The organism is Massilia sp. HP4, assembly GCF_005222695.1.
Lineage (GTDB): Bacteria > Pseudomonadota > Gammaproteobacteria > Burkholderiales > Burkholderiaceae_D > Telluria.
Genome location: NZ_STGG01000048.1, coordinates 176248 through 200158, shown reverse-complemented (window position 1 = coordinate 200158; position 23911 = coordinate 176248). Strand labels below are relative to the sequence as shown.

At 64.3% G+C, this 23911-nt stretch carries 28 protein-coding genes; 12 read left to right on the top strand and 16 right to left on the bottom strand.

The annotated features are described in order from the left end of the window. Positions 1 to 18: 18 nt before the first annotated feature. From E8M83_RS18670 to E8M83_RS18655, 4 genes are all read right to left on the bottom strand, one after another. Positions 19 to 564: a chemotaxis protein CheW gene (locus tag E8M83_RS18670; RefSeq protein WP_137174853.1), complete on the bottom strand. Its 546-nt coding sequence runs from the start codon at positions 562 to 564 to the stop codon at positions 19 to 21. Continuing rightward, positions 561 to 947, bottom strand: a complete 387-nt coding sequence (locus tag E8M83_RS18665; RefSeq protein ID WP_137174852.1) for a PleD family two-component system response regulator — start codon at positions 945 to 947, stop codon at positions 561 to 563. The genes E8M83_RS18670 and E8M83_RS18665 overlap by 4 nt, the downstream gene beginning before the upstream one ends. Positions 948 to 973: 26 nt before the next feature. Then, positions 974 to 1369, bottom strand: coding sequence for a PleD family two-component system response regulator (locus tag E8M83_RS18660; RefSeq protein WP_137174851.1), 396 nt, complete (start codon positions 1367 to 1369; stop codon positions 974 to 976). 159 nt (positions 1370 to 1528) lie between these two features. Beyond that, positions 1529 to 1681, bottom strand: coding sequence for a rubredoxin (locus E8M83_RS18655; protein ID WP_040775196.1), 153 nt, complete (start codon positions 1679 to 1681; stop codon positions 1529 to 1531). 98 nt (positions 1682 to 1779) lie between these two features. Here E8M83_RS18655 and E8M83_RS18650 point away from each other — a divergent pair, with 98 nt between their 5' ends. Then, on the top strand, positions 1780 to 2589 hold the full coding sequence (locus tag E8M83_RS18650) for a hydroxymethylpyrimidine/phosphomethylpyrimidine kinase (protein ID WP_137174850.1): 810 nt from the start codon (positions 1780 to 1782) through the stop codon (positions 2587 to 2589). A gap of 46 nt (positions 2590 to 2635) precedes the next feature. Then, positions 2636 to 3934, top strand: coding sequence for a glutamate-1-semialdehyde 2,1-aminomutase (hemL, locus tag E8M83_RS18645; RefSeq protein ID WP_137174849.1), 1299 nt, complete (start codon positions 2636 to 2638; stop codon positions 3932 to 3934). Positions 3935 to 4145: 211 nt separating this feature from the next. Here hemL and E8M83_RS18640 read toward each other — a convergent pair whose 3' ends face one another. The 9 genes from E8M83_RS18640 to mpl all read right to left on the bottom strand — a co-directional run bounded on the left by E8M83_RS18640 (position 4146) and on the right by mpl (position 12688). Further along, the gene (locus tag E8M83_RS18640) at positions 4146 to 4382 is read right to left on the bottom strand and encodes a hypothetical protein (protein WP_137174848.1); all 237 of its coding nucleotides are present in this window, start codon (positions 4380 to 4382) and stop codon (positions 4146 to 4148) included. A gap of 27 nt (positions 4383 to 4409) precedes the next feature. After that, positions 4410 to 5375 (bottom strand): magnesium/cobalt transporter CorA, encoded by a 966-nt coding sequence (gene corA / locus E8M83_RS18635; RefSeq protein ID WP_137174847.1) that lies wholly within the window; start codon positions 5373 to 5375, stop codon positions 4410 to 4412. Between the two features lie 100 nt (positions 5376 to 5475). Beyond that, a complete protein-coding gene (mtgA, locus tag E8M83_RS18630) occupies positions 5476 to 6192 on the bottom strand; it encodes a monofunctional biosynthetic peptidoglycan transglycosylase (protein WP_137174846.1) in 717 nt (238 codons plus the stop codon). Between the two features lie 2 nt (positions 6193 to 6194). After that, positions 6195 to 7010 (bottom strand): shikimate dehydrogenase, encoded by an 816-nt coding sequence (gene aroE / locus E8M83_RS18625; protein WP_137174845.1) that lies wholly within the window; start codon positions 7008 to 7010, stop codon positions 6195 to 6197. Then, positions 7007 to 7864 carry a TonB C-terminal domain-containing protein gene (locus tag E8M83_RS18620; RefSeq protein WP_137174940.1) on the bottom strand — a complete coding sequence of 286 codons (858 nt, stop codon included), beginning with the start codon at positions 7862 to 7864 and terminating at the stop codon, positions 7007 to 7009. Before E8M83_RS18620 ends, aroE begins: the two co-directional genes overlap by 4 nt. Before the next feature lie 213 nt (positions 7865 to 8077). Beyond that, complete coding sequence (locus E8M83_RS18615) at positions 8078 to 10120, bottom strand: ribonuclease catalytic domain-containing protein (RefSeq protein ID WP_137174844.1); 2043 nt, start codon at positions 10118 to 10120, stop codon at positions 8078 to 8080. A 2-nt stretch (positions 10121 to 10122) separates the two neighbouring features. Then, the gene (locus tag E8M83_RS18610) at positions 10123 to 10722 is read right to left on the bottom strand and encodes a chorismate lyase (RefSeq protein WP_137174843.1); all 600 of its coding nucleotides are present in this window, start codon (positions 10720 to 10722) and stop codon (positions 10123 to 10125) included. After that, positions 10719 to 11321 (bottom strand): YqiA/YcfP family alpha/beta fold hydrolase, encoded by a 603-nt coding sequence (locus E8M83_RS18605; protein WP_137174842.1) that lies wholly within the window; start codon positions 11319 to 11321, stop codon positions 10719 to 10721. The genes E8M83_RS18610 and E8M83_RS18605 overlap by 4 nt, the downstream gene beginning before the upstream one ends. Then, positions 11318 to 12688 (bottom strand): UDP-N-acetylmuramate:L-alanyl-gamma-D-glutamyl-meso-diaminopimelate ligase, encoded by a 1371-nt coding sequence (gene mpl / locus E8M83_RS18600; protein WP_137174841.1) that lies wholly within the window; start codon positions 12686 to 12688, stop codon positions 11318 to 11320. The genes E8M83_RS18605 and mpl overlap by 4 nt, the downstream gene beginning before the upstream one ends. An 89-nt stretch (positions 12689 to 12777) precedes the next feature. Here mpl and E8M83_RS18595 point away from each other — a divergent pair, with 89 nt between their 5' ends. The 8 genes from E8M83_RS18595 to E8M83_RS18560 all read left to right on the top strand — a co-directional run bounded on the left by E8M83_RS18595 (position 12778) and on the right by E8M83_RS18560 (position 19712). Continuing rightward, positions 12778 to 13407, top strand: coding sequence for a hypothetical protein (locus tag E8M83_RS18595; protein WP_137174840.1), 630 nt, complete (start codon positions 12778 to 12780; stop codon positions 13405 to 13407). Between the two features lie 10 nt (positions 13408 to 13417). After that, on the top strand, positions 13418 to 13984 hold the full coding sequence (locus E8M83_RS18590) for a TlpA disulfide reductase family protein (protein WP_137174839.1): 567 nt from the start codon (positions 13418 to 13420) through the stop codon (positions 13982 to 13984). Positions 13985 to 14128: 144 nt separating this feature from the next. Further along, positions 14129 to 14560, top strand: a complete 432-nt coding sequence (gene aroQ / locus E8M83_RS18585) for a type II 3-dehydroquinate dehydratase (RefSeq protein WP_137174838.1) — start codon at positions 14129 to 14131, stop codon at positions 14558 to 14560. Positions 14561 to 14655: 95 nt separating this feature from the next. Beyond that, positions 14656 to 15123 carry an acetyl-CoA carboxylase biotin carboxyl carrier protein gene (gene accB, locus E8M83_RS18580; protein WP_137174837.1) on the top strand — a complete coding sequence of 156 codons (468 nt, stop codon included), beginning with the start codon at positions 14656 to 14658 and terminating at the stop codon, positions 15121 to 15123. Positions 15124 to 15234: 111 nt separating this feature from the next. Then, on the top strand, positions 15235 to 16635 hold the full coding sequence (gene accC / locus E8M83_RS18575; RefSeq protein WP_137174836.1) for an acetyl-CoA carboxylase biotin carboxylase subunit: 1401 nt from the start codon (positions 15235 to 15237) through the stop codon (positions 16633 to 16635). Further along, positions 16632 to 17582 (top strand): 50S ribosomal protein L11 methyltransferase, encoded by a 951-nt coding sequence (prmA, locus tag E8M83_RS18570; protein WP_137174835.1) that lies wholly within the window; start codon positions 16632 to 16634, stop codon positions 17580 to 17582. The genes accC and prmA overlap by 4 nt, the downstream gene beginning before the upstream one ends. A gap of 4 nt (positions 17583 to 17586) precedes the next feature. Then, complete coding sequence (locus E8M83_RS18565) at positions 17587 to 18759, top strand: DUF3426 domain-containing protein (RefSeq protein WP_137174834.1); 1173 nt, start codon at positions 17587 to 17589, stop codon at positions 18757 to 18759. 11 nt (positions 18760 to 18770) lie between these two features. Then, the gene (locus E8M83_RS18560) at positions 18771 to 19712 is read left to right on the top strand and encodes a carbohydrate kinase family protein (RefSeq protein ID WP_137174833.1); all 942 of its coding nucleotides are present in this window, start codon (positions 18771 to 18773) and stop codon (positions 19710 to 19712) included. Between the two features lie 73 nt (positions 19713 to 19785). On the opposite strand, the gene E8M83_RS18555 is transcribed toward E8M83_RS18560, so the two are convergent. Continuing rightward, positions 19786 to 20313 (bottom strand): YggT family protein, encoded by a 528-nt coding sequence (locus E8M83_RS18555; RefSeq protein ID WP_137174832.1) that lies wholly within the window; start codon positions 20311 to 20313, stop codon positions 19786 to 19788. Positions 20314 to 20428: 115 nt separating this feature from the next. Beyond that, the gene (locus E8M83_RS26120) at positions 20429 to 20833 is read right to left on the bottom strand and encodes a hypothetical protein (RefSeq protein WP_206077487.1); all 405 of its coding nucleotides are present in this window, start codon (positions 20831 to 20833) and stop codon (positions 20429 to 20431) included. Positions 20834 to 20846: 13 nt separating this feature from the next. Here E8M83_RS26120 and E8M83_RS26115 point away from each other — a divergent pair, with 13 nt between their 5' ends. Further along, a complete protein-coding gene (locus tag E8M83_RS26115) occupies positions 20847 to 21893 on the top strand; it encodes a hypothetical protein (RefSeq protein ID WP_206077486.1) in 1047 nt (348 codons plus the stop codon). 560 nt (positions 21894 to 22453) lie between these two features. On the opposite strand, the gene E8M83_RS18545 is transcribed toward E8M83_RS26115, so the two are convergent. After that, entirely contained in the window at positions 22454 to 23347 is an 894-nt protein-coding gene (locus E8M83_RS18545) for a LysR family transcriptional regulator (protein WP_137174830.1), read from the bottom strand. A gap of 132 nt (positions 23348 to 23479) precedes the next feature. Between E8M83_RS18545 and E8M83_RS18540 the strand changes: the two genes are divergently transcribed. Next, positions 23480 to 23908 (top strand): DoxX family protein, encoded by a 429-nt coding sequence (locus E8M83_RS18540; RefSeq protein WP_137174829.1) that lies wholly within the window; start codon positions 23480 to 23482, stop codon positions 23906 to 23908. Positions 23909 to 23911: the final 3 nt, after the last annotated feature.

Below are 23911 nucleotides of genomic sequence, written 5' to 3'. Positions count from 1 at the left end.
TGTAAGTGTGGTTGTTTTCTAGCGTGCGACCTGCAGGAAGCGCTCTTCCCGCACCAGCGCCGCCAGCGACAGCGGCGTCCATGTATTGCCGTCGGCGTCGCGCAAGGCGTCGCCCACGCGTTCCATCGCCGCCGCCTGGCGCAGTCCGTAGACGCTCGAGGCCAGCAAGGCGCAGTTGAAGCCGAGATGCGGCGCGAACACCACCATGCGCGGCGTCGCGGCGGCCTCAAGAGGTGCTTCTTCGCCCAGGTAGCGCGCCAGGTCGATCACGCCCAGCAGGCTGCCGCGCACATTGGCCAGGCCCAGGTACCAGGGCTGGGTCAGCGGGACGGCGGTGAGCGGCGCCGGGGCGACGATTTCGCCGACCTCGAGCAGGTCGACCAGGTAGCGCGTGGCGCCGATGGCAAGACCGAGCTGGCCGGCGCCGGCCCCGGCGCCGGTCTTGGCGGCCTGCATCTTCTCGAGCAGCTGTTCCTGGTAGAGGCGCAGGCGGGTGCGGCGCGCCGCGGGATCGCGGCGTCCGGCTTCTTCATTCTCGCCGGCGTCGGCCGCCGCGGAGCTCATGCGTTCACGCCGCCGGCGCTCGCCAGGGCCGCGATGCTGGCCAGCAGGCGTTCCGGATCGACCGGCTTGACCAGGTAGTCCTTCGCGCCCTGGCGCATGCCCCAGATGCGGTCGGTTTCCTGGTTCTTGCTGCTGCAGATAATGACCGGCAGCGCCGACAGTTCCGGATCGCGGGCGATGGCGCGCGTCACCTGGAAGCCGTTGGCGCCCGGCATGACCACGTCCATCAGGATCAGTTCGGGCCGCTCGGCGCGGATGCGCTCGATGGCTTCGTCGCCATTCACGGCGGTGCTGACGGCGAAGCCGTTCTTCACCAGGATGTCGGTCAGGTACAGTCGTTCGGTCGGGGAATCGTCGACGATGAGGATCTTGTTGATGGCCACTTACGGCTCCGGCTCAGGTAGAAATGTCAGGCCTGCGGCGTGGCGTGCTCGCGCACGGCCGCCAGCAGGCTGTCTTTTGTAAACGGTTTGGTGAGATAGGCGCTGGCGCCGACCATCGCGCCACGCGCGCGGTCGAACAGGCCATCCTTGGACGACAGCATCAAGACGGGCGTCGCGCGAAAACGCGCACTCTTCTTGATCAGGGCGCAGGTCTGGTAACCGTCGAGGCGCGGCATCAGGATGTCGCAGAACACCAGCGCCGGATGATGGTCGTTGATCTTGGCCAGGGCGTCGAAGCCGTCGTCGGCCAACACCACCTGGTAACCGGCCTGGTTCAGGAAAATCTCGGCGGAGCGGCGGATCGTGCTGCTGTCGTCGATTACCATGATGGTCAGGGCCGTGGATTGCGGCGATGTCGTCATTTTCGTTTCACTTCGGCTTGAAGCGCCACGATAGCACAGCGCATCTTTCTTGTGCGCAAAGTGTTGCAGGGAGTCAACTACGGGTTAACATCTCCCCTTGCACGGCATCTCTCTTATAGACGAGATGCCATTATCAAGCTGAAAACAGTGCTGTCTTATTTATATTGCCGTCATCTCGAAGTCGTCCTTGCGCGCACCGCATTCCGGGCAAGTCCAGTTCATCGGAACGTCGGCCCAGCGCGTGCCGGGGGCGATGCCGTCGTCGGGCGCACCGACAGCCTCGTCATAGACCCAGCCACAAATCAGGCACATCCAGGTCTGGAAAGGCGCGGTGGATTCGGTACTCACAGTATTGGTCCTTGTATCTAGTAAAATATGGAATCGGAATCCGGCATCTTAATCTACCCGACGTGCAAAACCAAACGTTCCCACTCATCCTGAGCTTCGGCGTCTGCGATCCTGTCGGCGCCATCGGCGTGCAGGCCGATTGCGCCGCCTTCGCCGCCCTTGGATGCCACGGGCTGTCGGCGATCGCCGGCTTGCTGGTCTCGGACAGCGCGCGCATCGAGAATATGTACGAGCTCGACAGCGACTGGATGGCCGAGCAGGCGCGCACCCTGCTCGAAGACATGCCGATCGCCGCCTTCAAGGTCGGCGCCGTCGGTTCGGCCCTGCACCTGGCGGCGATCGCCGAGATCGTGTCCGACTATCCAGACGCGCCGCTGATCCTCGATCCCTTCCTGTCGGCCCTGCCCGACGCCGGCATGGGCGACGAAGAAATGCTGTCGGCGCTGCGCTCGATCCTGGCGCCGCAGGCCACCGCCCTGATCCTGTCCCAGCCCGAACTGGGCCGCATGGCCGAGCTGTGGCGCGACGGCGCCGATGGCGACCATGGCGCGCTCGAGGAAGACGTGGCCGAACTCACCTCGAGCGGCCTGCACTATGTGCTGGTGACCGGCAGCCGCGACGAACACGGCGCCTGCTCGAACCGCCTGTACGACGCCAGCGGCGAAGTCGCGCGGGTCGAGTGGCAACACCTGCCCGGCCCCTTCCTGGGCGCCGGCAACACCTATTCGGCCGCCTTCACCGCCTGCATGGCGCGCGGCATGGATGCGCCGCAGGCGCTGGCGCTGGCCCAGGAATACACCACCGGCGCGCTCGAGCATGCGCAGCGCTTCGGCATGGGCAAGTTCATTCCCAGTAAATTCTTCCGTCCCTAGGCGCTGTGCGCCGGGACGGGTTCTTTTCAATCACGAAGCAGCTATCATGACCACTGAACAATCCACCTCGCGCAACGACACCCTGTTCGCCCGCGCCCAGCAATCGACCCCTGGCGGCGTCAACTCGCCGGTGCGCGCGTTCCGCTCGGTGGGCGGCACGCCGCGCTTCATCGAACGGGCCAAGGGCCCGTATTTCTGGGATGCCGACGGCAAGCGCTATATCGACTACATCGGCTCCTGGGGTCCGGCCATCCTGGGCCATGCCCGTCCCGAAGTCGTGAAGGCGGTGCAGGCCGCAGCCGAGAATGGCCTGTCGTTCGGCGCGCCGACCGAGGGCGAGATCGAGATCGCCGAAGAAATCTGCCGCCTGCTGCCGTCGATTGAGCAGGTGCGCCTAGTTTCGTCGGGCACCGAGGCGACCATGAGCGCGCTGCGCCTGGCGCGCGGCGCCACCGGCCGCGACAAGATCGTCAAGTTCGAGGGCTGCTACCACGGCCACGCCGATTCGCTGCTGGTCAAGGCCGGCAGCGGCCTGCTGACCTTCGGTAACCCGACCTCGGCCGGCGTGCCGGAAGACTTCGTGAAGCACACCCTGGTGCTCGACTACAACAACGTGCCGCAGCTGGAAGACGCCTTCGCCTCGATGGGCGACACCATCGCCTGCGTGATCGTGGAGCCGGTGGCCGGCAATATGAACCTGATCCGCGCCACGCCCGAGTTCCTGGGCCGCATGCGCGAGCTGTGCACCGAGCACGGCGCGGTACTGATCTTCGACGAGGTGATGTGCGGCTTCCGCGTCGGCCTCGAAGGCGCCCAGGGCATGTACGGCATCACGCCCGACCTGACCGCGCTGGGCAAGGTGATCGGCGGCGGCATGCCGGTGGCGGCCTTCGGCGGGCGTGCCGAGCTGATGCAGAAGATGGCGCCGATCGGCCCGGTGTACCAGGCCGGCACCCTGTCGGGCAATCCGGTGGCGGTGGCGGCCGGCATGACCACGCTGAAGCTGATCCAGGAAGAAGGTTTCTATGAACAGCTGACCGCAACCGCGGACCGGCTGGTGACGGGGCTGACCGCCGCCGCACAAGAGGCCGGCATCGACTTCTGCGGCGACTCGGTCGGCGGCATGTTCGGCATGTACTTCTCGAAGGACGTCCCGGGCAGCTACAGCGAGATGATGGCGGGCGACAAGGAGCGCTTCAACCGCTTCTTCCACGGCATGCTGGACGAAGGCGTGTATTTTGCGCCGGCCATGTTCGAGGCGGGCTTCGTGTCGATCCAGCACGATGACGCGGTGATCGACGAGACGATCGAGGCGGCGCGGCGGGTGTTCAAGCGGATTGGTTGAGGAGAATCTAGTGTCCTGAATTGAAGATTCGTTGAATAAATGCGGCGAGAATCGCCCCGATACTGCGTCGCAAATGCGCGCAAGGCCCCGGCCTTGCTGTGCTTTGCTCCTTGTCTCGGGCCGATTTCGCCACATTTATTATTCAACGAACTTCCAATTCAGGACACTAGGGACGGCGCAATGCCGTCCGGCTCATTCCTGCGTCATCCGTCTAGCGGCTTTCCGGATCAGAACGCCGCTCAGGCGGGTCGCCTTCTTCAAAGCCGGCAACAAACACCATGAGCAAGTCGCTGGCGACCTTCTCATGCCCCGCTTCGAGCAAGTGATTTGCCATTTTCGCCAGCGCGACCGGGTCGATCTTGCCGTTCGCACTATCAATGGCACGGCGCGCTACCTTGCCAAGCTCGAATGCCAATTCTGCAGTCGCAGTGTTTCCCTTGTCACTCATCGAATATCCTTTATTTGAGACGTCGCCTTATTTCAGCCACCCACGCCGGCGGAAATACCACAACGGCGCCACGCCGCAGCCAATCATCAGCGCCACTGCGAACGGGTAGCCGAAGCGCCACTGCAGCTCGGGGAACACCGTGAAGTTCATGCCATAGACGCTGGCGATCAGGGTCGGCGGCAGGAAGGCGACCGAGGCCACCGAGAAGATCTTGATGATCTTGTTCTGGTTGATGTTGATGAAGCCGACGGTGGCGTCCATCAGGAAGTTCACCTTGTCGAACAGGAAGGACGTGTGGCCATCCAGCGATTCGATATCGCGCAGGATCTGGCGCGCCTCCTCGAACTGATCCGAGTTCAGCAGCCGGCCGCGCATCAGGAAGCTGACCGCGCGCCGGGTATCCATCATGTTGCGGCGGATGCGGCCGTTCAAGTCTTCCTCGTGCGCGATGGCGTTCAGCGCGGCGGCCGCGTCCTGGTCGGTGAATTCCTTCTGCAGCACGCGGGTCGAGACTTCTTCCAGGCTTTCGTAGATGCCTTCCAGCGCGTCGGCCGAATATTCGGCATCGGTCGCGTACAAGTCGAGCAGTACGTCCATATAGTCTTCGATCGAGCCGGGCCGCGAACGCGCCCGCATCCGCACCAGGCGAAATACGGGCAGGTCGTCGTTATGGACCGAGAACAGGATTTTGCCCGACAGGATGAAGGCCACCGTCACCACCCGCGACGGGCCGTCTTCTTCCTCGAGCAAGAAGTCGGTGCGCAGGTGCAGGTCGCCGTTCTCGGCTTCGTAGTAGCGCGCCGAAGCCTCGATGTCCTGGACTTCGTCCTCGCCCGGCAGGGTCACGCCATACTTCGATTTGACCCAGGTGCGCTCTTCCTCGTCCGGGTCGGTCAAGTCGACCCAGACTGGCACGACGTTCTCCAGGTCTTGCCGGGAAGCGATCGTTGCCTGGTTCAGGCGGCCATTCTGGAGGACAAATACGTTGATCATGCGCTGGGTCTCGTTCGCTACTTCTTGGCCGGGTCAGAAAATTAGCGCAAGTGTAACCGTTCGCCGTGCACTGAGCCAACTCAGTAACAACAATTTCGCATCAAGGCACCTCGGCAAACCGCATCTGGCGCATGATCGCATTGGTGCGCCGCTGCAGGTAATTGGTCGTGCGGTGCTTGTCGTAGTAGCGCGGATTGGGCAGCATCACCGCCAGCCGCGCGGCCTGGGCCTGGCCCAGGTTGGCGGCCGAGGTTTTGTAGTAGTAGCGCGCCGCCGCCTCGGCGCCGAACACGCCGCGGCCGAACTCGACCACGTTCAGGTACAGCTCGAGGATGCGCTCCTTGCTCATCACCGTCTCCAGCATGAAGGCAATCACCATTTCCTGGCCCTTGCGCACATAGCTGCGCGAGCCGGACAGGAACAGGTTCTTGGCCAGCTGCTGGGTGATCGTCGAACCACCGCCGACCACCTTGCTGCGCCGGTTATTGCGCTCGTAGGCACGCTCGATCGCTTCCCAGTCCACGCCGCCGTGCACGCTGAAGTTGGCGTCTTCCGACGCCACCACCGCGCGTTTCAGGTGGCGCGAAATGCGGTCATAAGGCACCCACTGGTGCTTCAGGGTCGCATTCGGATTCTTTTCGCGCAGCTGCGACAGCTGCTCGCGCATGAAGCTGGTCGAGCCCGGGTTGAACTGCGAATACCAGCACACCATGGCGAAGAAATACAGCTGGACCAGCAGCACCAGCAGCAGCGGGCCCAAAAAGATCCACTTGATCCAGCGCCGCCCACCGGGGGCGGCCTTGCGCGATCTGGCCATGGTCAGCCGGCCTGGCGCATGGTTGCCAGGACCGCGCCCGTGTCGGGCCGCACGCCGCGCCACAGCAGGAAGGCCTCGGCCGCCTGCTCGACCAGCATGCCCAGGCCGTCGCGCACGCTGGCGCCATGGCTGGCCGCGAAGTCCATGAATACGGTCGGCTCCTTCCCATACATCATGTCCAGCGCCAGCACGCCGGGGCCGAATACGGACGGCGCCACCGGCGGCACGTCGGCCGCGAGGCTGGCCGAGGTGGCGTTGATGACCACGTCGAAGCTGCCTTCCACGTCGGCAAAGCCGATCGCTGCCAGGCGATCGGCGTGGGCGGCAAAATCGGCCACCAGTTGCTGCGCGGTCGCCACGGTACGGTTGGCGATGACGATCTGCCGCGGGTTTTCGGTCAGGAGCGGCAGCAGCGCGCCGCGCGCGGCGCCGCCGGCGCCCAGCAACAGGATGCGCTTGCCGGCCAGCGGCACACCCGCATTGCGCACGATATCGGCCACCAGGCCGGGGCCGTCGGTGTTGTCGCCAACGATCTCGCCCTCGGCAAAGATCAGCGTATTCACGGCGCCGGCCGCCGCGGCGCGGGGCGCCAGCCGGGTCGCCAGCCTGGCTGCTTCGAGCTTGAACGGCAAGGTGACGTTGGCGCCGCGATAGCCTTGCGCGACCAGGCCCTGGACGGTGGCCGCAAAACCGTCGAGCGGCGCCAGGCAGCGCTCATACGTCAAATCCTGGCCGGTCTGCAGCGCATAGGCGGCGTGGATCTGCGGGGATTTGCTGTGGGCGATCGGGTTGCCGATGACGCAGTAGCGGTCGCTCATTTGGCGGCTTCTCCAAGGGTTGCCTGCATCTTGTCCTCACGGGTGAAACGGAAACGGGTGAACACTTCCCACAGGTCGTCCTTGCCCTGGCTGCGCATATTGGCCGGGAAGGCGCCGAACGGCGCCGAGCGGCGCACGATCTCGAGCGCGGCCTTGTCCAGGGCCGGGTTGCCCGAGCTGCGCTCGACCCTCGGGCCGCCGTCCTTCAGGTACAGGGTGCCGTCCTGGAACACGGGGATATAGACCACCAGGTCGCCGTACAGCTTGCGGCCGGCCTGCTGCGGGAAGTTCAGGGTGCCGACTTCCTCGATGCGCTTCTGCATCGCCTTGTAATAGAGCGCGTAGCCGACCTGGCGCGTGCTGGGCGTGATTTGCGTGCGCTTGGGACGGCGGTTTTCTTCCTCGATGCGCTCGAAGATCTCGGCGCTGGTGCGCGAGATGGCGCGGGTGGTGTCGAGGTTGTCGTTACCCGTGCGGGTCGGGTCCGGCTTTTCCTGCTCGGTGACGGGCGGGGCGGTGAAATTGCCGCCGCCCCGCGCGCGGGTCAGCACGTTCTGCTGCAGCCGCTCGAGTTCGGCGATGCGGCGCTGCAGGGCCTTGATGCTGTCGCCATCCTCGACCTTGCGCAGGTCGGGCAGCGGCGACTTGGCGCGGCCCGCCTCGGCCGTGCCGCCGCCGTCCAGGTTGGCCTGGGCCAGCGCATCGGCCTTGGCCGGGGCCCGGTCATGCTTGGCATTGACCAGCACCACTTCGAGTCCGGGATCGGCCGGCCGGTGCCGGAAAGCGTCCGGCGCGGCGAAACGCAGCGCCAGCAGCCCGGCATGGGCTGCCACCGATACGGCCAGGGCGATCATCAGGGGACGGTTTTGGGAAAGAGACTTCACGCGCTACGGGTGGCCTGGTGGGGCAATTGAATCAAAGAATTGATCCATTCTAACCCGGCGCGAACGGATGAGGGAGGTCGAAAAACGTGCGGTAACGGAACGTGGTTGCTTCGATAACAGCTGTGGTGAACGGAGCAACCGTCCACCACATCCGCGGTCCTTAGAACCTATCCCGGTAGGTTCTTACTGCGCCGACGCCGGCGCCGGCTGCGGCGCATCCCCGGTATCGACCGCCGCCACTGCTCCTTCGGCCTCGACCACCTCGGCCACCGCCGCTTCGCCGGTATCGGCTTCTTCTTCGTAATCGAGCGAAGCATCCGGCTCGGCCGACGCGACTTCGAGCAGGCGCGCTTCGAGGTTCAACTCGACCTCGTCCCAGCGCACGATATCGAGCTTGACCTGGGCGCCGCGGGCCACTTGCGGCATGCCGGTCAGGCGCACCACCAGCGGCACGTCGACCAGGCGCACCAGATCTTCCTTCAGCACGACCGCGTCGGCCTGCCTGACGTTCTCTTGCCCCAGCCAGCGCAGGCACCAGTAACGCTCCATATTCTGCTGGAAGTCGTTATAGGCCGAATACGCCGCATCGAAGCTCGAAACGATCGCGAACAGGGTCGCATCGCGGTGCTTGAACGGCGCCACCAGCGGCGCGGTCACGCCATGGGAGGCACAGGCCAGGATCTGCCACTGGTTGACCAGGTCGGTATACCGGCGCAGCGGCGAGGTGCTCCAGGCGTACTGGTCCACGCCCAGGCCCTGGTGCGGCGCCGCGTGCGTGACCATGCGTACCTGCATCTTGGCGGCCCAGCCGCCGGCGCCCGGCGTCTGCGAGCGGTAGATGCCCGGCACGCCCGAGTCGTGCAACAGCTTGCCCCAGGTGCTGTTGGCGAAGATCATCAGCTCGGCCACGATCTTGTCCAGCGGCGCACCGCGCTTGCGGCGCACGATCGAGACCACGTCGTCCTCGACGTAGAAATTGAAGTCGACCCGGTTCGCCTGCTCGGGCTTGAGGCCGAAGGCTTCGCGCTTCTTCATGCGGCCCGCTTCCAGCTGCAAGGCCCATTGCCAGATCAGGCCCAGCTCGTCCTTGTGCGGATAGTCGCCTTCGCCGCTATTGAGCGTTTCTTCATTGACCACGTCATCCAGGTCGTTGTGGCGCAGATTGCTCTTGACCGGCACCCGCTCGGCGCGGGTAGTGGTCGACTTGACGCTCCAGTCGCCCGGATCGAGCACGGCATACAGCGACAGCGCCGGGCAATCGTTGCCTTCCGCCAGGGTGAAGGCGTTGACCACCTCGTCCGGCAGCATGGTGATCTTGTCGCCCGGCATATACACGGTCGACATGCGGGCACGGGCGATCTTGTCGATCGCGTCGTCCGGACGGATGCCCAGGCCCGGCGCCGCGATGTGGATGCCGACCTGGATCGTGCCGTCGTCCAGCCGCACGACCGAGAAGGCATCGTCGATCTCGGTGGTGGTGACGTCGTCGATCGAGAAGGCGGCGACATCGGCCAGCGGCAGGTCGGCCGGGGCGGTCGGAATCTCCACCGGCGCGAAACCGGCGCCGCGCGGGAAGTTCTCGAACAGGAAGCGGCCCATGTGCAGCTCTTTCGGCGACGCCAGGCCGCCCACGTCCAGCATCAGGCGCTGCGGGCTGGTCTGCAGCTCGCTGGCCGCCGTCTCGAAGGCTTTATATTCGATGGTGTTCTTGTCCGGCTTGAACAGCAGCTGGTACACGATCGGCTGCATCGATTGTGGCAGCTTGCCTGATTTCAGTTCGTCCACGTAGCCGGCCTGCACGATGGCTTGCTGCTTTTTCTTTTCGATGCCGGCCAGCGCCGCCTTCAGCGACTGTTCGGGCGCCGCCTTGTAGCGGCCACGGCCCTTCTTGTAGAAATAGACAGGCGAGCCATGCAGCGCCAGCACCAGGCCGGCGGCCTCATGAGGCAGCGGCGCGTGGCCGAAGTACTCGGCGCCGAGTTCGGCGAAACCGAATTCTTCTTCGCCCGCGACTTCCCACAAGAAATCGAGATCGACTTCCGCGACGATCGCCTTGGCCGCGTCCAGCAGGGCTTGCGGATCGGGCTTCTCGAACTGCAGCAGCACATCGCGCGTCTTGACCTTGGTGCGCTTACCGCTCGGCATCTCCACCTGGTAGGCCTCGCCCGCTTGCGACAGGATGGCGCCGACCTTGAAGTCGCCCGATTCCTCAAAAAATACGTTCATATTTACAGTATGTTCTTCATGGTTGCGGCCGCTCCCAGTTCCAGTACCGCCGGCAAGAATACCTCGGTGACCAGGAGCAGGCCTTGACGGCGGCGATAGACGCAGCGCCGTGCGTAATAAATGTTGTTGTTCCTATTCGTTGCCTGACCCTGCCGGCCGAGCGCCGCGTGCGCACGGCGCACCAGCGGATGCTCGGCCGACAGGCGTGCAAATTCCAGTTGTCCACGCCGCACAAGCGGATCGTAGAACAGGGTCGTTCCCAGCGAGCGCTCGCCCAGCGCCGAAAACAGCGGCCAGTGGCTGGCATCGCAATCCATCGGCACCACCGTGTGGCCGAACACCACCGGAGTGCCATCACACTCGAGCAGCACTTCGCGTTCCCACGCCCGCTGCGCACGAGGCAAGCCGATCGCCGCGGCTTCATCCGCCAGGCATGGCGCGCTGCACTGGTGCAGGCGGCGCACCCGAAACGCCTCGCTACTGGCCACCAGGCGCGCCGTCAGCGAACCGGGCGTGACCAGCCAGTCGTGCATGCCCTGCGGCGCGCGCACCGCGCGCGCATGCGGCTGCCAGGCAGCCAGCCGTAACGACCCGCCCCTCACTGCGCCGCGTCCGCCGGGCCAAAGCCGCAGAATGCCAATACCTCGTCCACATACTGCGCGAATTCCGGGATCGCATGGTCGCTGCCCTCGATCACGTGCTGGCGAGCTCCTGCATAGTGGGCCACCATATCGCGGTAGTCCAGCACTTCGTCGCCGGTCGCGGCCAGCAGGAAGTAACGCTCGGGCCGCGTGATGTGCGCCGTGCGCAGGGTGTTCAGTTCGTCGACATATTCCTGGCGAAACTCGAACGGCTCATCCGAATGCCAGGAAGTGGTCACGCCGACGTGCTTCGACAGGTTGCGGGTCGGATCGACCGACGGATTGATGACGGCCGCGCGCACGCCCAGGCGTTCCGCCAGCCAGGTGGCATAAAAACCGCCCAGCGACGAGCCGATGATGCTCAAATTATCTGGTGCATGGCGTTCCACCAGTTCCAGGGCGAGCGCCATCGCCGCCTTCGGCGATGCCGGCAGCTGCGGACAGATAAAGCGTTCGCCCAGACCGGCCGTCTCCAGCTTTTCCTGCACCACGCGTGCCTTGAACGAGCGCGGCGACGAGCGGAAACCGTGCAGGTACAGCAAATAAGGAGCAGGACTCATGGCGCCAGCGCGTCCAGCAGTTTCTGGTGCACGCCGCCAAAGCCGCCATTGCTCATCACCAGGATGTGGTCGCCCGGCTGCGCCTCTTGCACGATGGCTTGCACCATATAGTCGATCTGGTCGAAGCTGTGCGCGATCTTGCCCAGGGGTTTCAAGGCATCGGCCAGCGACCAGCCCAGCGCCTGCTGGCTGCCGAAGCCGAACACCAGGTCGGCATCCTTCAGGCTGCCAGGCAGGGCATCCTTCATCGCGCCCAGCTTCATCGTGTTCGAACGCGGCTCGAGCACGGCCAGGATGCGCCCGCCCGTGCCAAGCTTTTGACGCAGGCCGCCGACCGTGGTGGCGATCGCCGTGGGATGGTGGGCGAAATCGTCGACCACGGTAATGTCATTGACGACGCCGCGCACTTCCATGCGCCGCTTGACGTTCTGGAAGCGCGACAGCGAGTCGATCGATTGCGCCACCGGCACGCCGACATGGCGCGCGGCGGCGATCGCGGCCAGCGCGTTCGAGCGGTTGTGCTTGCCGGAGAGGTCCCAGTGCACGGTGCCCTGGGCCTCACCCTTGAACAGCACGTCGAAACTGGCGCCGCCCGGATGCTCGACCATATTCCAGTCGACGCCATCGGCCGAACCGAAGCTTTCCTTGTCGCTCCAGCAGCCGCGTTTCAGTACGCGCCCGATCGAGGCTTCGTCGCCATTGACGACCAGCCGCCCCACGCCCGGCACGGTGCGCACCAGGTGGTGGAACTGGGTCTCGATGGCGCCGATGTCGGGGAAGATGTCGGCGTGGTCGTATTCCAGGTTGTTCAGCACCGCCGTTTTCGCGTGGTAGTGCACGAACTTGCTGCGCTTGTCGAAGAAAGCGGTGTCGTACTCGTCGGCCTCGATCACGAAGAAATCCGACGGCTTGTCGCCATGCAGTCGCGCCGAGACGCCGAAGTTCATCGGCACGCCGCCAATCAGGAAGCCCGGCGCATAGCCCGCGTCTTCCAGGATCCAGGCCAGCATCGAGGTGGTCGTGGTCTTGCCGTGCGTGCCGGCCACGGCCAGCACCCATTTTTCGCGCAAGATATGCTCGCCTATCCACTGCGGGCCCGATACATACGGCAGGCTGCGGTTCAGGATCTCTTCGATCAGCGGATTACCGCGCGTCATGACATTGCCGATGACATACAGGTCGGGATTCAGCGCCACCTGTTCCGGGCCATAACCCTGGATCAATTCGATCCCCTGGCTTTCGAGCTGGGTGCTCATCGGAGGATAGACGTTGGCGTCGCAACCGGTCACGCGGTGGCCCGCCTCCTTGGCCAGGACGGCCAGGCCGCCCATGAAGGTGCCGCAGATGCCGAGGATATGAATGTGCATGGAGAGAATATCTAGCCAGGAGTGAAAGGACGAATACGCGATTCTACCCGAGCCGCTGTCATTTTCCGTTCAAGAGTATGATCCCAGGCATGATGCCGAACTTGAACACCGATCTCCTCCAGCTGCGTAACGAGATCGCCCTGGCTGCTGCGCGCATGATTGCGCAGGATGGCGCCGATCTCGATACCGCACGCCGCAAGGCCGCCCGCCAGGTGCTGGGCGTGACCCCACCCAAGCCGAATATGCTGCCCGACGACGCGCAGATCGAAGACGAGGTGCGCAACTACCTGGCCCTGTTCGGCGGCGCCGCCCGCACCGAACGCCTGGCGCACTTGCGCGCGACCGCGCTGCAGGTGATGGAAGCGCTGGGCGACTTCAACCCCTATCTCACCGGCGCCGTGCTGAGCGGCACCGCGGGCGAGCACGACGACATCCATCTTCAGTTATTCGCCGACAGTGCCAAAGAGGTAGAGATCTACTTGCTCAACCGTAATGTTAATATCGACATTGCGGAAACCCCGCATTTCAAGGGGCCCCGCCATGCACCGGTCGAGACCGTAAGTTTCCCGTGGATGAAAGAAACGGTGCATGCCGAACTGTATGAATACCAGGACTTGCGCGGCGCACTCAAGCCGCGTGCCGACGGCCGCCCGCAGCGCATCGACATTGCCGCGCTGCGGGCCTTGATCGCGGCCCACGACAAGACTGACACCGAGTGAAAGCTGACGAATGAACAAGAAACATCTGGCCGCCTACGCGGTGGTCGCCGTACTGTTCGGCGTGATGGGCGCCATGGTGGCGGTGTACAAGAAACCGGCGCCAAGTGTGCAAACCTCGCCAGCAACGGTTGCCAGCGAAGGCCAGGTCACCAATCCAGTGACCAAGCTGTATGCACAGTCGCTCAACGACCTCGAAGGCAAGCCGCAGCCGCTGGCCCAGTGGAAGGGCAAGCCCCTGCTGGTCAATTTCTGGGCCACCTGGTGCGGCCCCTGCGTGCGCGAGATGCCCGAGCTGTCCCACCTGGCGGGCGAGGATGGCGGCAAGCGCTTCAACGTGATCGGCATCGGCATCGATTCGCCGACCAATATGAGCGAATTCGCCGCCAAGATGGATATTACCTATCCGCTGTACGTGGGCGGCATGGGCGGCACCGAGCTGTCGCGCGGATTTGGAAACACGAACGGAGGATTGCCCTACACCGTGCTGATCGGCGCCGACGGGGAGGTGATCAAGACCTATCTCGGCGAACTGAAGTTCGACGAATTGCGCGCCGACCTGGCGAAGTTGGGTAGCTGAACCGGGATCTTGAACGGGCAAGTTGCGAACGGTCGTACGATTAATACTGCTGCCAATTCCACCTATCGACCGGTTATTTTACCGCTTGCCAATAGCTGAGCTAGGCGGCACAATGCCTGACTTTCGGGCAATCAGACTCTCAATATGGCGAAAAAGCTACTGCTGCTGAACGGTCCCAACCTCAATTTATTGGGGACGCGGGAACCGGCGGTGTACGGCACGACCACGTTGGCCGACATCGAACAAGCGGCAGTTGCGCAGGCAAATCAAGCCGGCGCGGCACTGGATTACTTCCAGAGCAACCATGAGGGAGCGTTGATCGACCGCATCCATGCCGCTCGTGCCGAGGGCGTGGATTTCATCGTCATCAACCCTGGCGGCCTGACCCATACCAGCGTAGCCCTGCGCGATGCGTTCGCTTCGGTGGCCATTCCCTTCGTGGAGGTGCATATTTCAAATGTCCACCAACGGGAGTCCTTCCGGCACCACTCCTATTTGTCCGGCATCGCGCGCGGCGTGATCTGCGGGCTGGGAGCGGACGGATATCGGTTTGCCATCGACTTCGCACTTAAATAGCGTTAATCTACGTCAACTTCATGTAACAGCGGCCGCTCGACGCATCCTGGCGCAACGGCCTGCTCTCTAAAACGAATAATTCCAAGGGGTTTCACATGGATCTACGAAAACTCAAGACCTTGATCGATCTGGTCGCTGAATCGGACATCGCCGAACTCGAAGTGACCGAAGGCGAAAGCAAGGTTCGCATCGTCAAGTCGTCCGCAATCCCGCAGAACCAGATGGTCATGCTGCCGCACCAGGGCGTGCAGCAATACTCGGCGCCTGCGCAAGCGCCTGCGGCGGCCCCTGCCCCGGCGGCCGCACCGGCCGTCGCCGCCGAGCCGACCGGCCATGTGGTCAAGTCGCCGATGGTCGGCACCTTCTATCGCTCGTCCGCCCCTGGCGCCGCCGCCTTCGTCGAAGTCGGCCAGAGCATCAAGGAAGGCGATACCCTGTGCATCATCGAAGCGATGAAGCTCCTGAACGAAATCGATGCCGACGTTTCCGGCACCGTCACCAAGATCCTCGTGGAAAACGGCCAGCCGGTCGAATTCGGCCAGCCACTGTTCGTGATCGGCTGATCAGCTTCTCCAAGCCGGCCGCGCATGACGCGCCGCCGGCTACCTCCATGACGTGTCCGGCGCCGCCTGTTCTTTCGGCCGCGCCGGTTTTCACTGAATACCGGACCTACCATGTTTGAAAAAATCCTCATCGCCAACCGTGGTGAAATCGCGCTGCGTATCCAGCGCGCTTGCCGCGAGCTGGGCATCAAGACGGTCGTCGTGCACTCCGAGGCCGACAAGGACGCCAAGTACGTGAAACTGGCGGACGAATCGGTCTGCATCGGACCGGCGCAATCGAGCCTGTCCTACCTGAACATGCCCGCGATCATCAGCGCGGCCGAAGTGACCGACGCCGAAGCGATCCACCCGGGCTACGGCTTCCTGTCCGAGAACGCCGACTTCGCCGAGCGCGTCGAGAAATCGGGCTTCGTCTTCATCGGCCCGCGTTCCGATTCGATCCGCCTGATGGGCGACAAGGTGTCGGCCAAGCAGGCCATGATCCGCGCCGGCGTGCCTTGCGTGCCGGGTTCGGACGGCGCCCTGCCGGACGATCCGAAAGAGATCGTGCAGACCGCGCGCCGCGTCGGCTATCCGGTCATCATCAAGGCCGCCGGCGGCGGCGGTGGCCGCGGCATGCGCGTGGTGCATACCGAAGCGGCGCTGCTCAATGCCGTGCAGATGACCAAGACCGAAGCCGGCACCGCCTTCGGCAATCCTGAAGTCTATATGGAGAAGTTCCTGGAAAATCCGCGCCACGTGGAAATCCAGATCCTCGCCGACGAACACAAGAACGCCGTCTGGCTGGGCGAACGCGACTGCTCGATGCAGCGCCGCCACCAGAAGGTGATCGAAGAAGCGCCGGCGCCGGGCATTCCGCGCAAACTGATCGAGAAGATCGGCGACCGCTGCGCCGAAGCCTGCCGCAAGATCGGCTACCGCGGCGCCGGCACCTTCGAATTCCTGTACGAGAACGGCGAGTTCTACTTCATCGAGATGAATACCCGGGTCCAGGTCGAGCACCCGGTCACCGAGATGATCACCGGGATCGACATCGTGCAAGAGCAGATCCGCATCGCCTGCGGCGAGAAACTCCGTTTCCGCCAGCGCGACATCATGTTGTCGGGCCACTCGATCGAGTGCCGCATCAATGCCGAGGATCCGTTCAAGTTCACCCCGTCGCCAGGCCGCATCACCGGCTGGCACCCGCCCGGCGGCCCTGGCATCCGTGTCGATTCGCACTCGTATGCGGGCTACTATGTGCCACCTCATTACGACTCGATGATCGGCAAGGTAATTTCTTACGGTGCGACCCGTGAGCAAGCGATCCGCCGCATGCAAATCGCGCTCTCCGAAATGGTGGTCGAAGGTATCCTCACCAATATTCCGCTGCATCGCGAACTGATGGTCGACGCCCGCTTCATCGAAGGCGGCACCAATATCCACTACCTGGAGCAGAAACTGGCCGCCAAGCCCGACCTGCCGAAGGAAACGGCGCTCGGCGCCAAATCGGAAGCCAAGGTACAAGAATGAGCTGGACTGAAGTCGTCATCGAGATCGCCCGCGACCATGCAGAAGCATTGTCCGACGCCCTGATGGAAGCTGGCGCGCTGTCGGTGTCCGTCGAGGACGCCGACGAAGGCACCGAGGACGAAAAACCGTTGTTCGGCGAGCCGGGCATGGAACCGCTTGAAGCGGCATGGGACCACAGCCGCGTCGTCGCACTCACCGATACCGACGCCGACCAGCTGGCAATCGTCACCGAGGCCGCGCAGGCGGTCAGGCTGCCCGTCGTCCCGGCCTTCACCACCCGCAAGGTCGAAGACGCCGACTGGGTGCGCCTGACCCAATCGCAGTTCGAGCCCATCCACATCGGCAAGAACATCTGGGTCGTGCCGAGCTGGCACGAGGCGCCCGATCCGTCCGGCCTCATCCTCGAGCTCGATCCGGGCCTGGCCTTCGGCACCGGCAGCCATCCGACCACCCGCCTGTGCATGGAGTGGCTCGAAGCGCATCCGGCGCCCGGCAAGTCGGTGCTGGACTACGGCTGCGGCTCGGGCATCCTGGCGATGGTGGCCAAGAAGCTCGGCGCGCAAGACGTGGCCGGCGTCGACATCGATCCGCAGGCGATCGAATCGGCGCGCGCCAACGCGGAGCGTAACAAGGTCGCGATCGACTACTACCTGCCCGACACCTTCGCTGCCTCGGGCAACGAGCGTCATGCAGGCGGCAAGTTCGACATCGTGGTGGCCAACATCCTGTCGAGCCCATTGAAGCTGATGGCGCCGATGCTGTCCGGCCGCGTGGCGCCGGGCGGTTCCCTGATCCTGTCGGGCGTGCTCGCGCGCCAGGCCGAAGAAGTGGCCGCCGCCTACGCACCTTTCATCAAGCTGGGCGTCTGGGCCGAGCAGGACGGCTGGGTTGCCCTTCACGGCACGCTCGGCCACGACAGCGCGCCGCCGCCCCGCTCTGGCGGCTAGCCGCATGGCGCTCGCCACCCAATGCCCCCACTGCGGCACGCTGTTCCGCGTCGCCGCGGACCAGCTCAAGCTGCGTGGGGGCATCGTCCGCTGTGGCGCGTGCCAGCAAGTCTTTGACGGCAATACGGGGCTGGTCGACCTGAACGCCCCGCCGTCTTCCCCTCCTCCTTCTCCTGCGGTCACCGAAGCGGCCGTCACGCAAGACGCGGCCGCGACCGACGCTGCCGACGATACCGAACAACCGATCTACACGCTCGAATTCGACCGTGCGCTGTCGCCATTCGGGATCCTGCCGCATGCGTCGGGCGAGGATCCGGCCAAGGTCGACCCCGCGCCGGAAACGGCCACCGCCGTGGCCGGGATGCGGGTCGACGAAGAGATCGTGGCTGCCCCGCCGCCGGACGATGGCCACGACGAGCCTGGGCCGGAGCCTGAACCTGAACCCGCGGTGCGCCAGCCGGCGCACGACGCGCCGCCGCTGCTGCTGCGCGAATCCGCGGGCGGCTCGCCGCCGGTCGTCTCGCCGGCCCTGCCGCTGCCGCAAAAATCCCCGCGTACACGCGCCGCCGAAGCCCGTTCGCGCCGTTCCAAGCTGACGCCGACCCGGATCGAAGAGACGCCCAAGCTGCGCGTGCCCGAGATCGACGAACCCGAGTTCGTGCGCCGCGGGCGCCAGCGCGAGCAGTCGGGCAAGACGGTGCGCATCGCGATGATCGCCGGCAGCGTGCTGCTGCTGCTGGCGCTGGTCCTGCAGTCGATGGTGAGCTTCCGCGACGTGCTGGCGGCGCGCTATCCGGCCTTGCGACCGGCGCTGGCCTCGACCTGCGCCATGTTCGGCTGCACGGTGTCGCTGCCGGCGCGCCCGGATGCGCTGGCGATCGAGACCGGAGAGCTCATCACCCTGGGCGGCAACGCCTATACCCTGAGCACCGTGCTGCGTAACGGCGGCGACCTGGCGCTGGCCTGGCCCAGCATCGAGCTGACCCTGAACGATGCCGACGACAAGCCGCTGGTGCGGCGCGTGTTCGGCCCGCGCGACTACGCGCCCCAGCTGGCCAACGCATCGGATAGCCACTTCGCCGGTTTCGGCGCGCGCGCCGAGCAGCCGGTCAAGATCCATTTCAGGCTGGAAGGGCTCGAACCTTCCGGCTACCACATTGCCGTTTTCTACCCCTGAAGGCTGAACCCATGACCAAAACCGCCCTGATCTGCGGCTCGCTCGCATTCGACAAGATCATGCAATACCACGGCCGCTTCGGCGACACCCTGCTGGCAGACCAGCTGCACCGCGTGAACGTGTCGTTCCTGGTGCCGACCCTGCGCACCGAGTACGGCGGCTGCGCGGCCAATATCGCCTACAACCTCAAGCTGCTGGGCGGCGAACCGCTGATGATGGGCACGCTGGGCCAGGACGGCGCCGACTACCTGAAGCGCATGCAAGAGCAGGGACTCGAGACGCGCGGCATCCGCACCATCGCCGACGCCTATACCGCGCAATGCTTCGTCACCGCCGACCAGGACAATAACCAGATCAACGCCTTCCACCCGGGCGCGATGCAGTTCTCGCATCAGAACAACGTCGCTGACCAGGGGCTGCTGGCAGTGGCGATCATCTCGCCGGACGGCCGCGACGGCATGATCAAGCACGCGCGCGACTGCGCCGAGCAAAAGATCCCGTTCATCTTCGATCCGGGCCAGCAGCTGCCGATGTTCTCGGGCGAAGAGCTGATCGCCTTCATCGGCCAGGCCAGCTACCTGGCGTGCAACGACTATGAATTCGAGATGGTGATGGACCGCACCGGCTTCTCCCAGGCCGACATCGCGGCGCGCCTGGACGCGCTGATCGTCACGCGCGGCGCCGAAGGCTCGGACATCCACGCCGGCGGCGAGCACTATCGGATCCCGGCGGTGCAGGCGGCGAACGTGGTCGACCCGACCGGCTGCGGCGACGCCTACCGCGCAGGCCTGCTGTTCGGCATCACCAACGACCTGGACTGGCCCACCAGCGGCCGCATTGCCAGCCTGCTGGGTGCGATCAAGATCGCCTCGCAGGGCGCCCAGAACCACAGCTTCACGGCGCAGGAATTCGACCAGCAGTTCGAGGCAGCCTTCGGCTTCACCTTCCGCTGATAACGCAAGGCGTCGCCCGATAAAAAATGGCCCTGCGATGCAGGGCCATTTTCATGTGAAGCAGCGACGGCGGCTAGAAGCCGAACACCTGCCGCAGCGCGAACAGCAGGATCTGGATCAGCACCAGCGCCACCAGCACCGACAGGTCGATGCCGCCGATCGGCGGGACCACGCGCCGGATCGGACGCAGCACCGGCTGGTTGAGGGCGTGCACGAACGGCGCCAGCGGCGCATTCGGATTGACCCAGCTGAAGATCGCCTCGATGATCAGGAGCGCCATGAAGCCGTACAGGATCCAGGTCAGGAAGCGGTGCAGCGCATACAGCAGCACCATCTCGCCACTACCGCCGCGCAGCAGCAGGAACGTGCTGGCCACCAGCACCACCAGGAAGGCGCCGATCAGGCTCGCCCAGTCGTAGCCCCGGGTGCCCGGCACCACCCGCCGCAACGGCATCACCAGCCAGTCGGTGATGGTGTGCACGAACTGGCGGATCTGGTCGGGCAGGCGCACACGGATGGCGTTCGTCCAGAAACGCAGCAGCAACACCCCACCCAGCAGGCCTGCGACGATATCGACGATAAACTGAAGAATGGACAGCACGGACTCTCCTCAAAAAAAAACCGCTGTGCGAACAATCACACAGCGGCATTGTGCCTGAAGCAGACCCGACTTGCCATGCGCACATGGTGCGCGGCAGGTCGGGGCACGTCCGGTATTAAGGACGGCTGCTGGTCGGGAACGGCCATGCGGTCGGCGCCAGCACGGTCTTCGCAGGTGCGGCGGCGTTTGGTGCTGCCGCTGGAGCTGCCGACGGCGCTGCAGGAGCGTCTGCCGGTTGCGCGGCGGTCGTCGCTGCCGGCTTGGCAGCTGGCTTCCTGGCGGCCGGTTTCTTGGCCGCTGGCTTGGCCGCTGCAGGCTTGGCGTCGGCTTTCGCTTCGGTCTTCACTTCTGGCTTGGCGTCGGCTTTCGCTTCCGACTTGGCAGCAGCAGGCTTGGTGGCAGCTGGTTTAGCGGCTGGCTTGCTTGCAGCTGGCTTGGCAGCGGTCTTGGTAGCGGCTGGCTTGGCGGCAACCTTGGTCGCAGCTGGCTTGGCAGCGGTCTTGCTAGCGGCGGCTTTCACTGGAGTAGCTTTTTTGGCGGCTGGCGCAGCTTTTTTAGCGGCTGGAGCGGCCTTTTTAGCGGCAGGAGCGGCTTTTTTCGCTACCGGTTTTGCAGCGGTTTTGGTCGCGGTCGCCTTTTTGGCTGCCGGTTTTGCGGCGGCTTTGGTGGCGCTTGCCTTTTTAGCTGCCGGTTTGGCGGCGGTTTTGGTGGCGGTCGCTTTTTTGGCTGCCGGTTTTGCGGCGGCTTTGCTTGCAGTCGCTTTCTTGGCGGCCGGTTTTGCAGCGGCTTTGCTTGCAGTCGCTTTCTTGGCGGCCGGTTTTGCAGCGGCTTTGCTTGCGCTTGCTTTCTTGGCGGCTGGTTTGGCGGCGGCTTTGGTCACGGTCGCTTTCTTGGCGGCTGGTTTAGCGGCTGCCTTGGTGGCGGTTGCTTTCTTCGCTACCGGTTTCTTCGCTGCCGGTTTGGCGGCTGCCTTGCTTGCGGTCGCTTTTTTGGCGGCCGGTTTAGCGGCGGATTTGGTCGCGGTTTTAGCGGTCGACTTGGCGGCTGGTTTAGCGGCGGCCTTTTTCGCTACCGGCTTGGCGGCGGCTTTCTTTGCTGCCGGCTTGGTCGCCGATTTAGCGGTCGATTTAGCGGCCGGCTTGGCTGCCGATTTCGCTGCCGGTTTAGCGGCGGCCTTCTTCACTGCTGGCTTGCTTGCCGATTTTGCTGCCGGTTTGGCGGCGGCTTTCTTCACTGCAGGCTTTGCTGCCGGCTTGGCTGCCGATTTGGTCGCGGTTTTGGCCGTTGCCTTGGTGGCGGCGGTTTTGGTCGCGGCGGTCTTGCTTGCAGTAGCTTTCTTTGCAACAGGTTTAGCGGCAGTTTTTGCTGCCGGCTTGCTCACTGCCTTGGCTGCCGGCTTGGCTACCGCCTTGGCGGTTGCCTTGGTGGCGGTGGTCTTAGTCGCTGCCTTTTTAGCGACTGGTTTCTCTGCTGCAGTTTTTGCGGTCGACTTCGTCGTGGACGAAGGCGCGCTCTTTGCTGCTGCCTTTGCTGCTGGTTTCTTAGCGGTTGCCATTCTTGTTCTCCTTCATCTGCGATGAGAAATACGCCCAGGGTTTAAAACCCGCCGGATCAAACCAACCCGGCGAATTATTCATCGGACCAAAGCAAGCGTCGATTTAGGCCAATGAATCCGGCACCGGCTGAACTGCTGCAACTCCTCACAGTTGCAGCGCTTCAGCCAACGTCGACAGGACACCGTTCCAGCGTTTCACATCGCTACCCTTGCGGGTGCGAAAAGAAAAAGCCGCCTTGCCTGAGCAATTGGTCAGACAAGCCGGCTTGTTCTTTTCGCGTCGCTTCCGTGCATACTGTTTGGTTCAGCGTCCTATTATTCGATCGATTTTGCCCGATGCCCGCGACAATATCACATCTTCTCGATTTGACAAATTCAATCACGTAAAGTACGCGCATTCTTTGTGCGCTCGCAACCGCGAATCGGATCGAAAGTCGCGCGATTTGGACAGTGAATACACAAAGCGCACCAATTGCCATCAGGCTTGCTGCCCGCGAAGGCGTTTGTCTTATCGGATTTCAAGTCGTCGTTATACCGCGCACCGATCGGGAACTCGGCGGCATGCTGGTCGCGCCGCTTTTTTTTTCAGCGATCGCATTTCAGGCGATCGATGAACCAGCGTCCCGCCGGTCCAGGCGGCTGGTCTTTCATGAAAATCGCGTGCATCGAAAAACCCGAGCCCAGCACCGGATGCGTTTCGAGTTCGATGCGCACCAGCGCGCCGCTTGCCAGGTCATGCTCGACCATATGCAGCGGCATGTTTCCCCAACCCAGGCCCGCGCGCAGGAAAGCGTGCTTGGCCCCCAGATCTGCCAAACGCCAGATGCGCGAAGACAGCACGCCGAAGTCGCGCCCCCGGGTCAGGGTCGAACGATCGGTCAGCACCAGCTGCACGTGGCGCGCCGCGTCCGCGCGCATGACCGTGCCCCGGCTGCCCGCCAGCGGATGGCCGGGCGCGACCACCGTCGCCGCCTCTACGCCGAGCAGGTATTCCGAGGCGCAGGCCGATGGCACATCGGGGAAGGAGCCGATCACCGCGATGCGGCACTGGCCATCGAGCAGCGGCTGCACCACGGCGCCGAGCGCCTCGACATACAGGCGCAGCGGCGTCGAGGGAAACTCCTGGTGAAAGGCCTGCACCGCCTCGGTGAGCTTCGCGATCGGATACATCACGTCGACCGCGACCGACAGCTCCGGCTCCTGGCCTTCGGCCAGGGTGCGCGCCCGCGCCTTGAACGCATCCATGCCGTCGGCCGCGCGGCGCGCTTCTTCGAGCAGCGCGCGTCCGGCCTCGGTCAGCTGCGGATAGCGTCCCGTGCGATCGAACAGCGCGAAGCCGACCTGCTGCTCGAGATTGGCCAGCGTGTGGCTGACTACCGATTGCGCGCGCCGCAGCTTGCGGCCGGCGGCGGAGAAGCTGCCTTCGTCGGCTGCGGCGATAAAAGTGCGCAGCTGGTCCATGGACATCCCGTCGAGCATCCATCTACTCCATCGATAGTTGATATCGAATTATATAGGCTTCTTGGATCGATCAAGCCCGCCTAAGATGCTGTTCATGGATGCCGCACATGAAGTGGCATCGACAACGATAACCATTCGAAAGGAACGACCATGTATGCCAACGCCACCCAGACCAGCCAATCCATCGTCCCGGCCATCGGCCGCATCCTGATGGCCACGATCTTCGTCTTCAGCGGCGTCGGGAAAGCGCTGGCGCCCGAGGCGACCCTGGGCTATATCCAGTCGGCCGGCCTGCCCTTCCCCTGGCTTGCGCTGGCCGGCGCGATCGCCATCGAGATCGGCGGCGGCGTCCTGCTCGCCCTCGGCTACAAGACCCGCCTGGCTGCGGCCGGCCTGGCGGCGTTCTCGGTGATCACGGCCTTCGCCTTCCACAACGCGATCGGCGACCAGAACCAGCTGATCCACCTGCTGAAGAACATCGCGATGGCCGGCGGCCTGCTGCAGGTGGTGGCCTTCGGCGCCGGCGCCTGGAGCCTGGACGCGGCCGTGGGCCGCAAGGCCCAGCCGCTGGCCGCATAAGCA

Excerpts from the sequence above, each read along its gene's own strand:
- hemL (WP_137174849.1), top strand. The coding sequence starts at position 2,636 with ATGACCACTGAACAATCCACCTCGCGCAACGACACCCTGTTCGCCCGC.
- E8M83_RS18660 (WP_137174851.1), bottom strand. The coding sequence starts at position 1,369 with ATGACGACATCGCCGCAATCCACGGCCCTGACCATCATGGTAATCGAC.
- mtgA (WP_137174846.1), bottom strand. The coding sequence starts at position 6,192 with ATGGCCAGATCGCGCAAGGCCGCCCCCGGTGGGCGGCGCTGGATCAAG.
- E8M83_RS18590 (WP_137174839.1), top strand. The coding sequence starts at position 13,418 with ATGAACAAGAAACATCTGGCCGCCTACGCGGTGGTCGCCGTACTGTTC.
- aroQ (WP_137174838.1), top strand. The coding sequence starts at position 14,129 with ATGGCGAAAAAGCTACTGCTGCTGAACGGTCCCAACCTCAATTTATTG.
- corA (WP_137174847.1), bottom strand. The coding sequence starts at position 5,375 with ATGATCAACGTATTTGTCCTCCAGAATGGCCGCCTGAACCAGGCAACG.
- E8M83_RS18620 (WP_137174940.1), bottom strand. The coding sequence starts at position 7,864 with ATGATCGCCCTGGCCGTATCGGTGGCAGCCCATGCCGGGCTGCTGGCG.
- E8M83_RS18670 (WP_137174853.1), bottom strand. The coding sequence starts at position 564 with ATGAGCTCCGCGGCGGCCGACGCCGGCGAGAATGAAGAAGCCGGACGC.
- mpl (WP_137174841.1), bottom strand. The coding sequence starts at position 12,688 with ATGCACATTCATATCCTCGGCATCTGCGGCACCTTCATGGGCGGCCTG.
- accB (WP_137174837.1), top strand. The coding sequence starts at position 14,656 with ATGGATCTACGAAAACTCAAGACCTTGATCGATCTGGTCGCTGAATCG.
- E8M83_RS18560 (WP_137174833.1), top strand. The coding sequence starts at position 18,771 with ATGACCAAAACCGCCCTGATCTGCGGCTCGCTCGCATTCGACAAGATC.
- accC (WP_137174836.1), top strand. The coding sequence starts at position 15,235 with ATGTTTGAAAAAATCCTCATCGCCAACCGTGGTGAAATCGCGCTGCGT.
- E8M83_RS18655 (WP_040775196.1), bottom strand. The coding sequence starts at position 1,681 with ATGTGCCTGATTTGTGGCTGGGTCTATGACGAGGCTGTCGGTGCGCCC.
- E8M83_RS18615 (WP_137174844.1), bottom strand. The coding sequence starts at position 10,120 with ATGAACGTATTTTTTGAGGAATCGGGCGACTTCAAGGTCGGCGCCATC.
- E8M83_RS18595 (WP_137174840.1), top strand. The coding sequence starts at position 12,778 with ATGATGCCGAACTTGAACACCGATCTCCTCCAGCTGCGTAACGAGATC.
- E8M83_RS18540 (WP_137174829.1), top strand. The coding sequence starts at position 23,480 with ATGTATGCCAACGCCACCCAGACCAGCCAATCCATCGTCCCGGCCATC.
- E8M83_RS18605 (WP_137174842.1), bottom strand. The coding sequence starts at position 11,321 with ATGAGTCCTGCTCCTTATTTGCTGTACCTGCACGGTTTCCGCTCGTCG.
- E8M83_RS18640 (WP_137174848.1), bottom strand. The coding sequence starts at position 4,382 with ATGAGTGACAAGGGAAACACTGCGACTGCAGAATTGGCATTCGAGCTT.
- prmA (WP_137174835.1), top strand. The coding sequence starts at position 16,632 with ATGAGCTGGACTGAAGTCGTCATCGAGATCGCCCGCGACCATGCAGAA.
- E8M83_RS18565 (WP_137174834.1), top strand. The coding sequence starts at position 17,587 with ATGGCGCTCGCCACCCAATGCCCCCACTGCGGCACGCTGTTCCGCGTC.
- E8M83_RS18545 (WP_137174830.1), bottom strand. The coding sequence starts at position 23,347 with ATGCTCGACGGGATGTCCATGGACCAGCTGCGCACTTTTATCGCCGCA.
- aroE (WP_137174845.1), bottom strand. The coding sequence starts at position 7,010 with ATGAGCGACCGCTACTGCGTCATCGGCAACCCGATCGCCCACAGCAAA.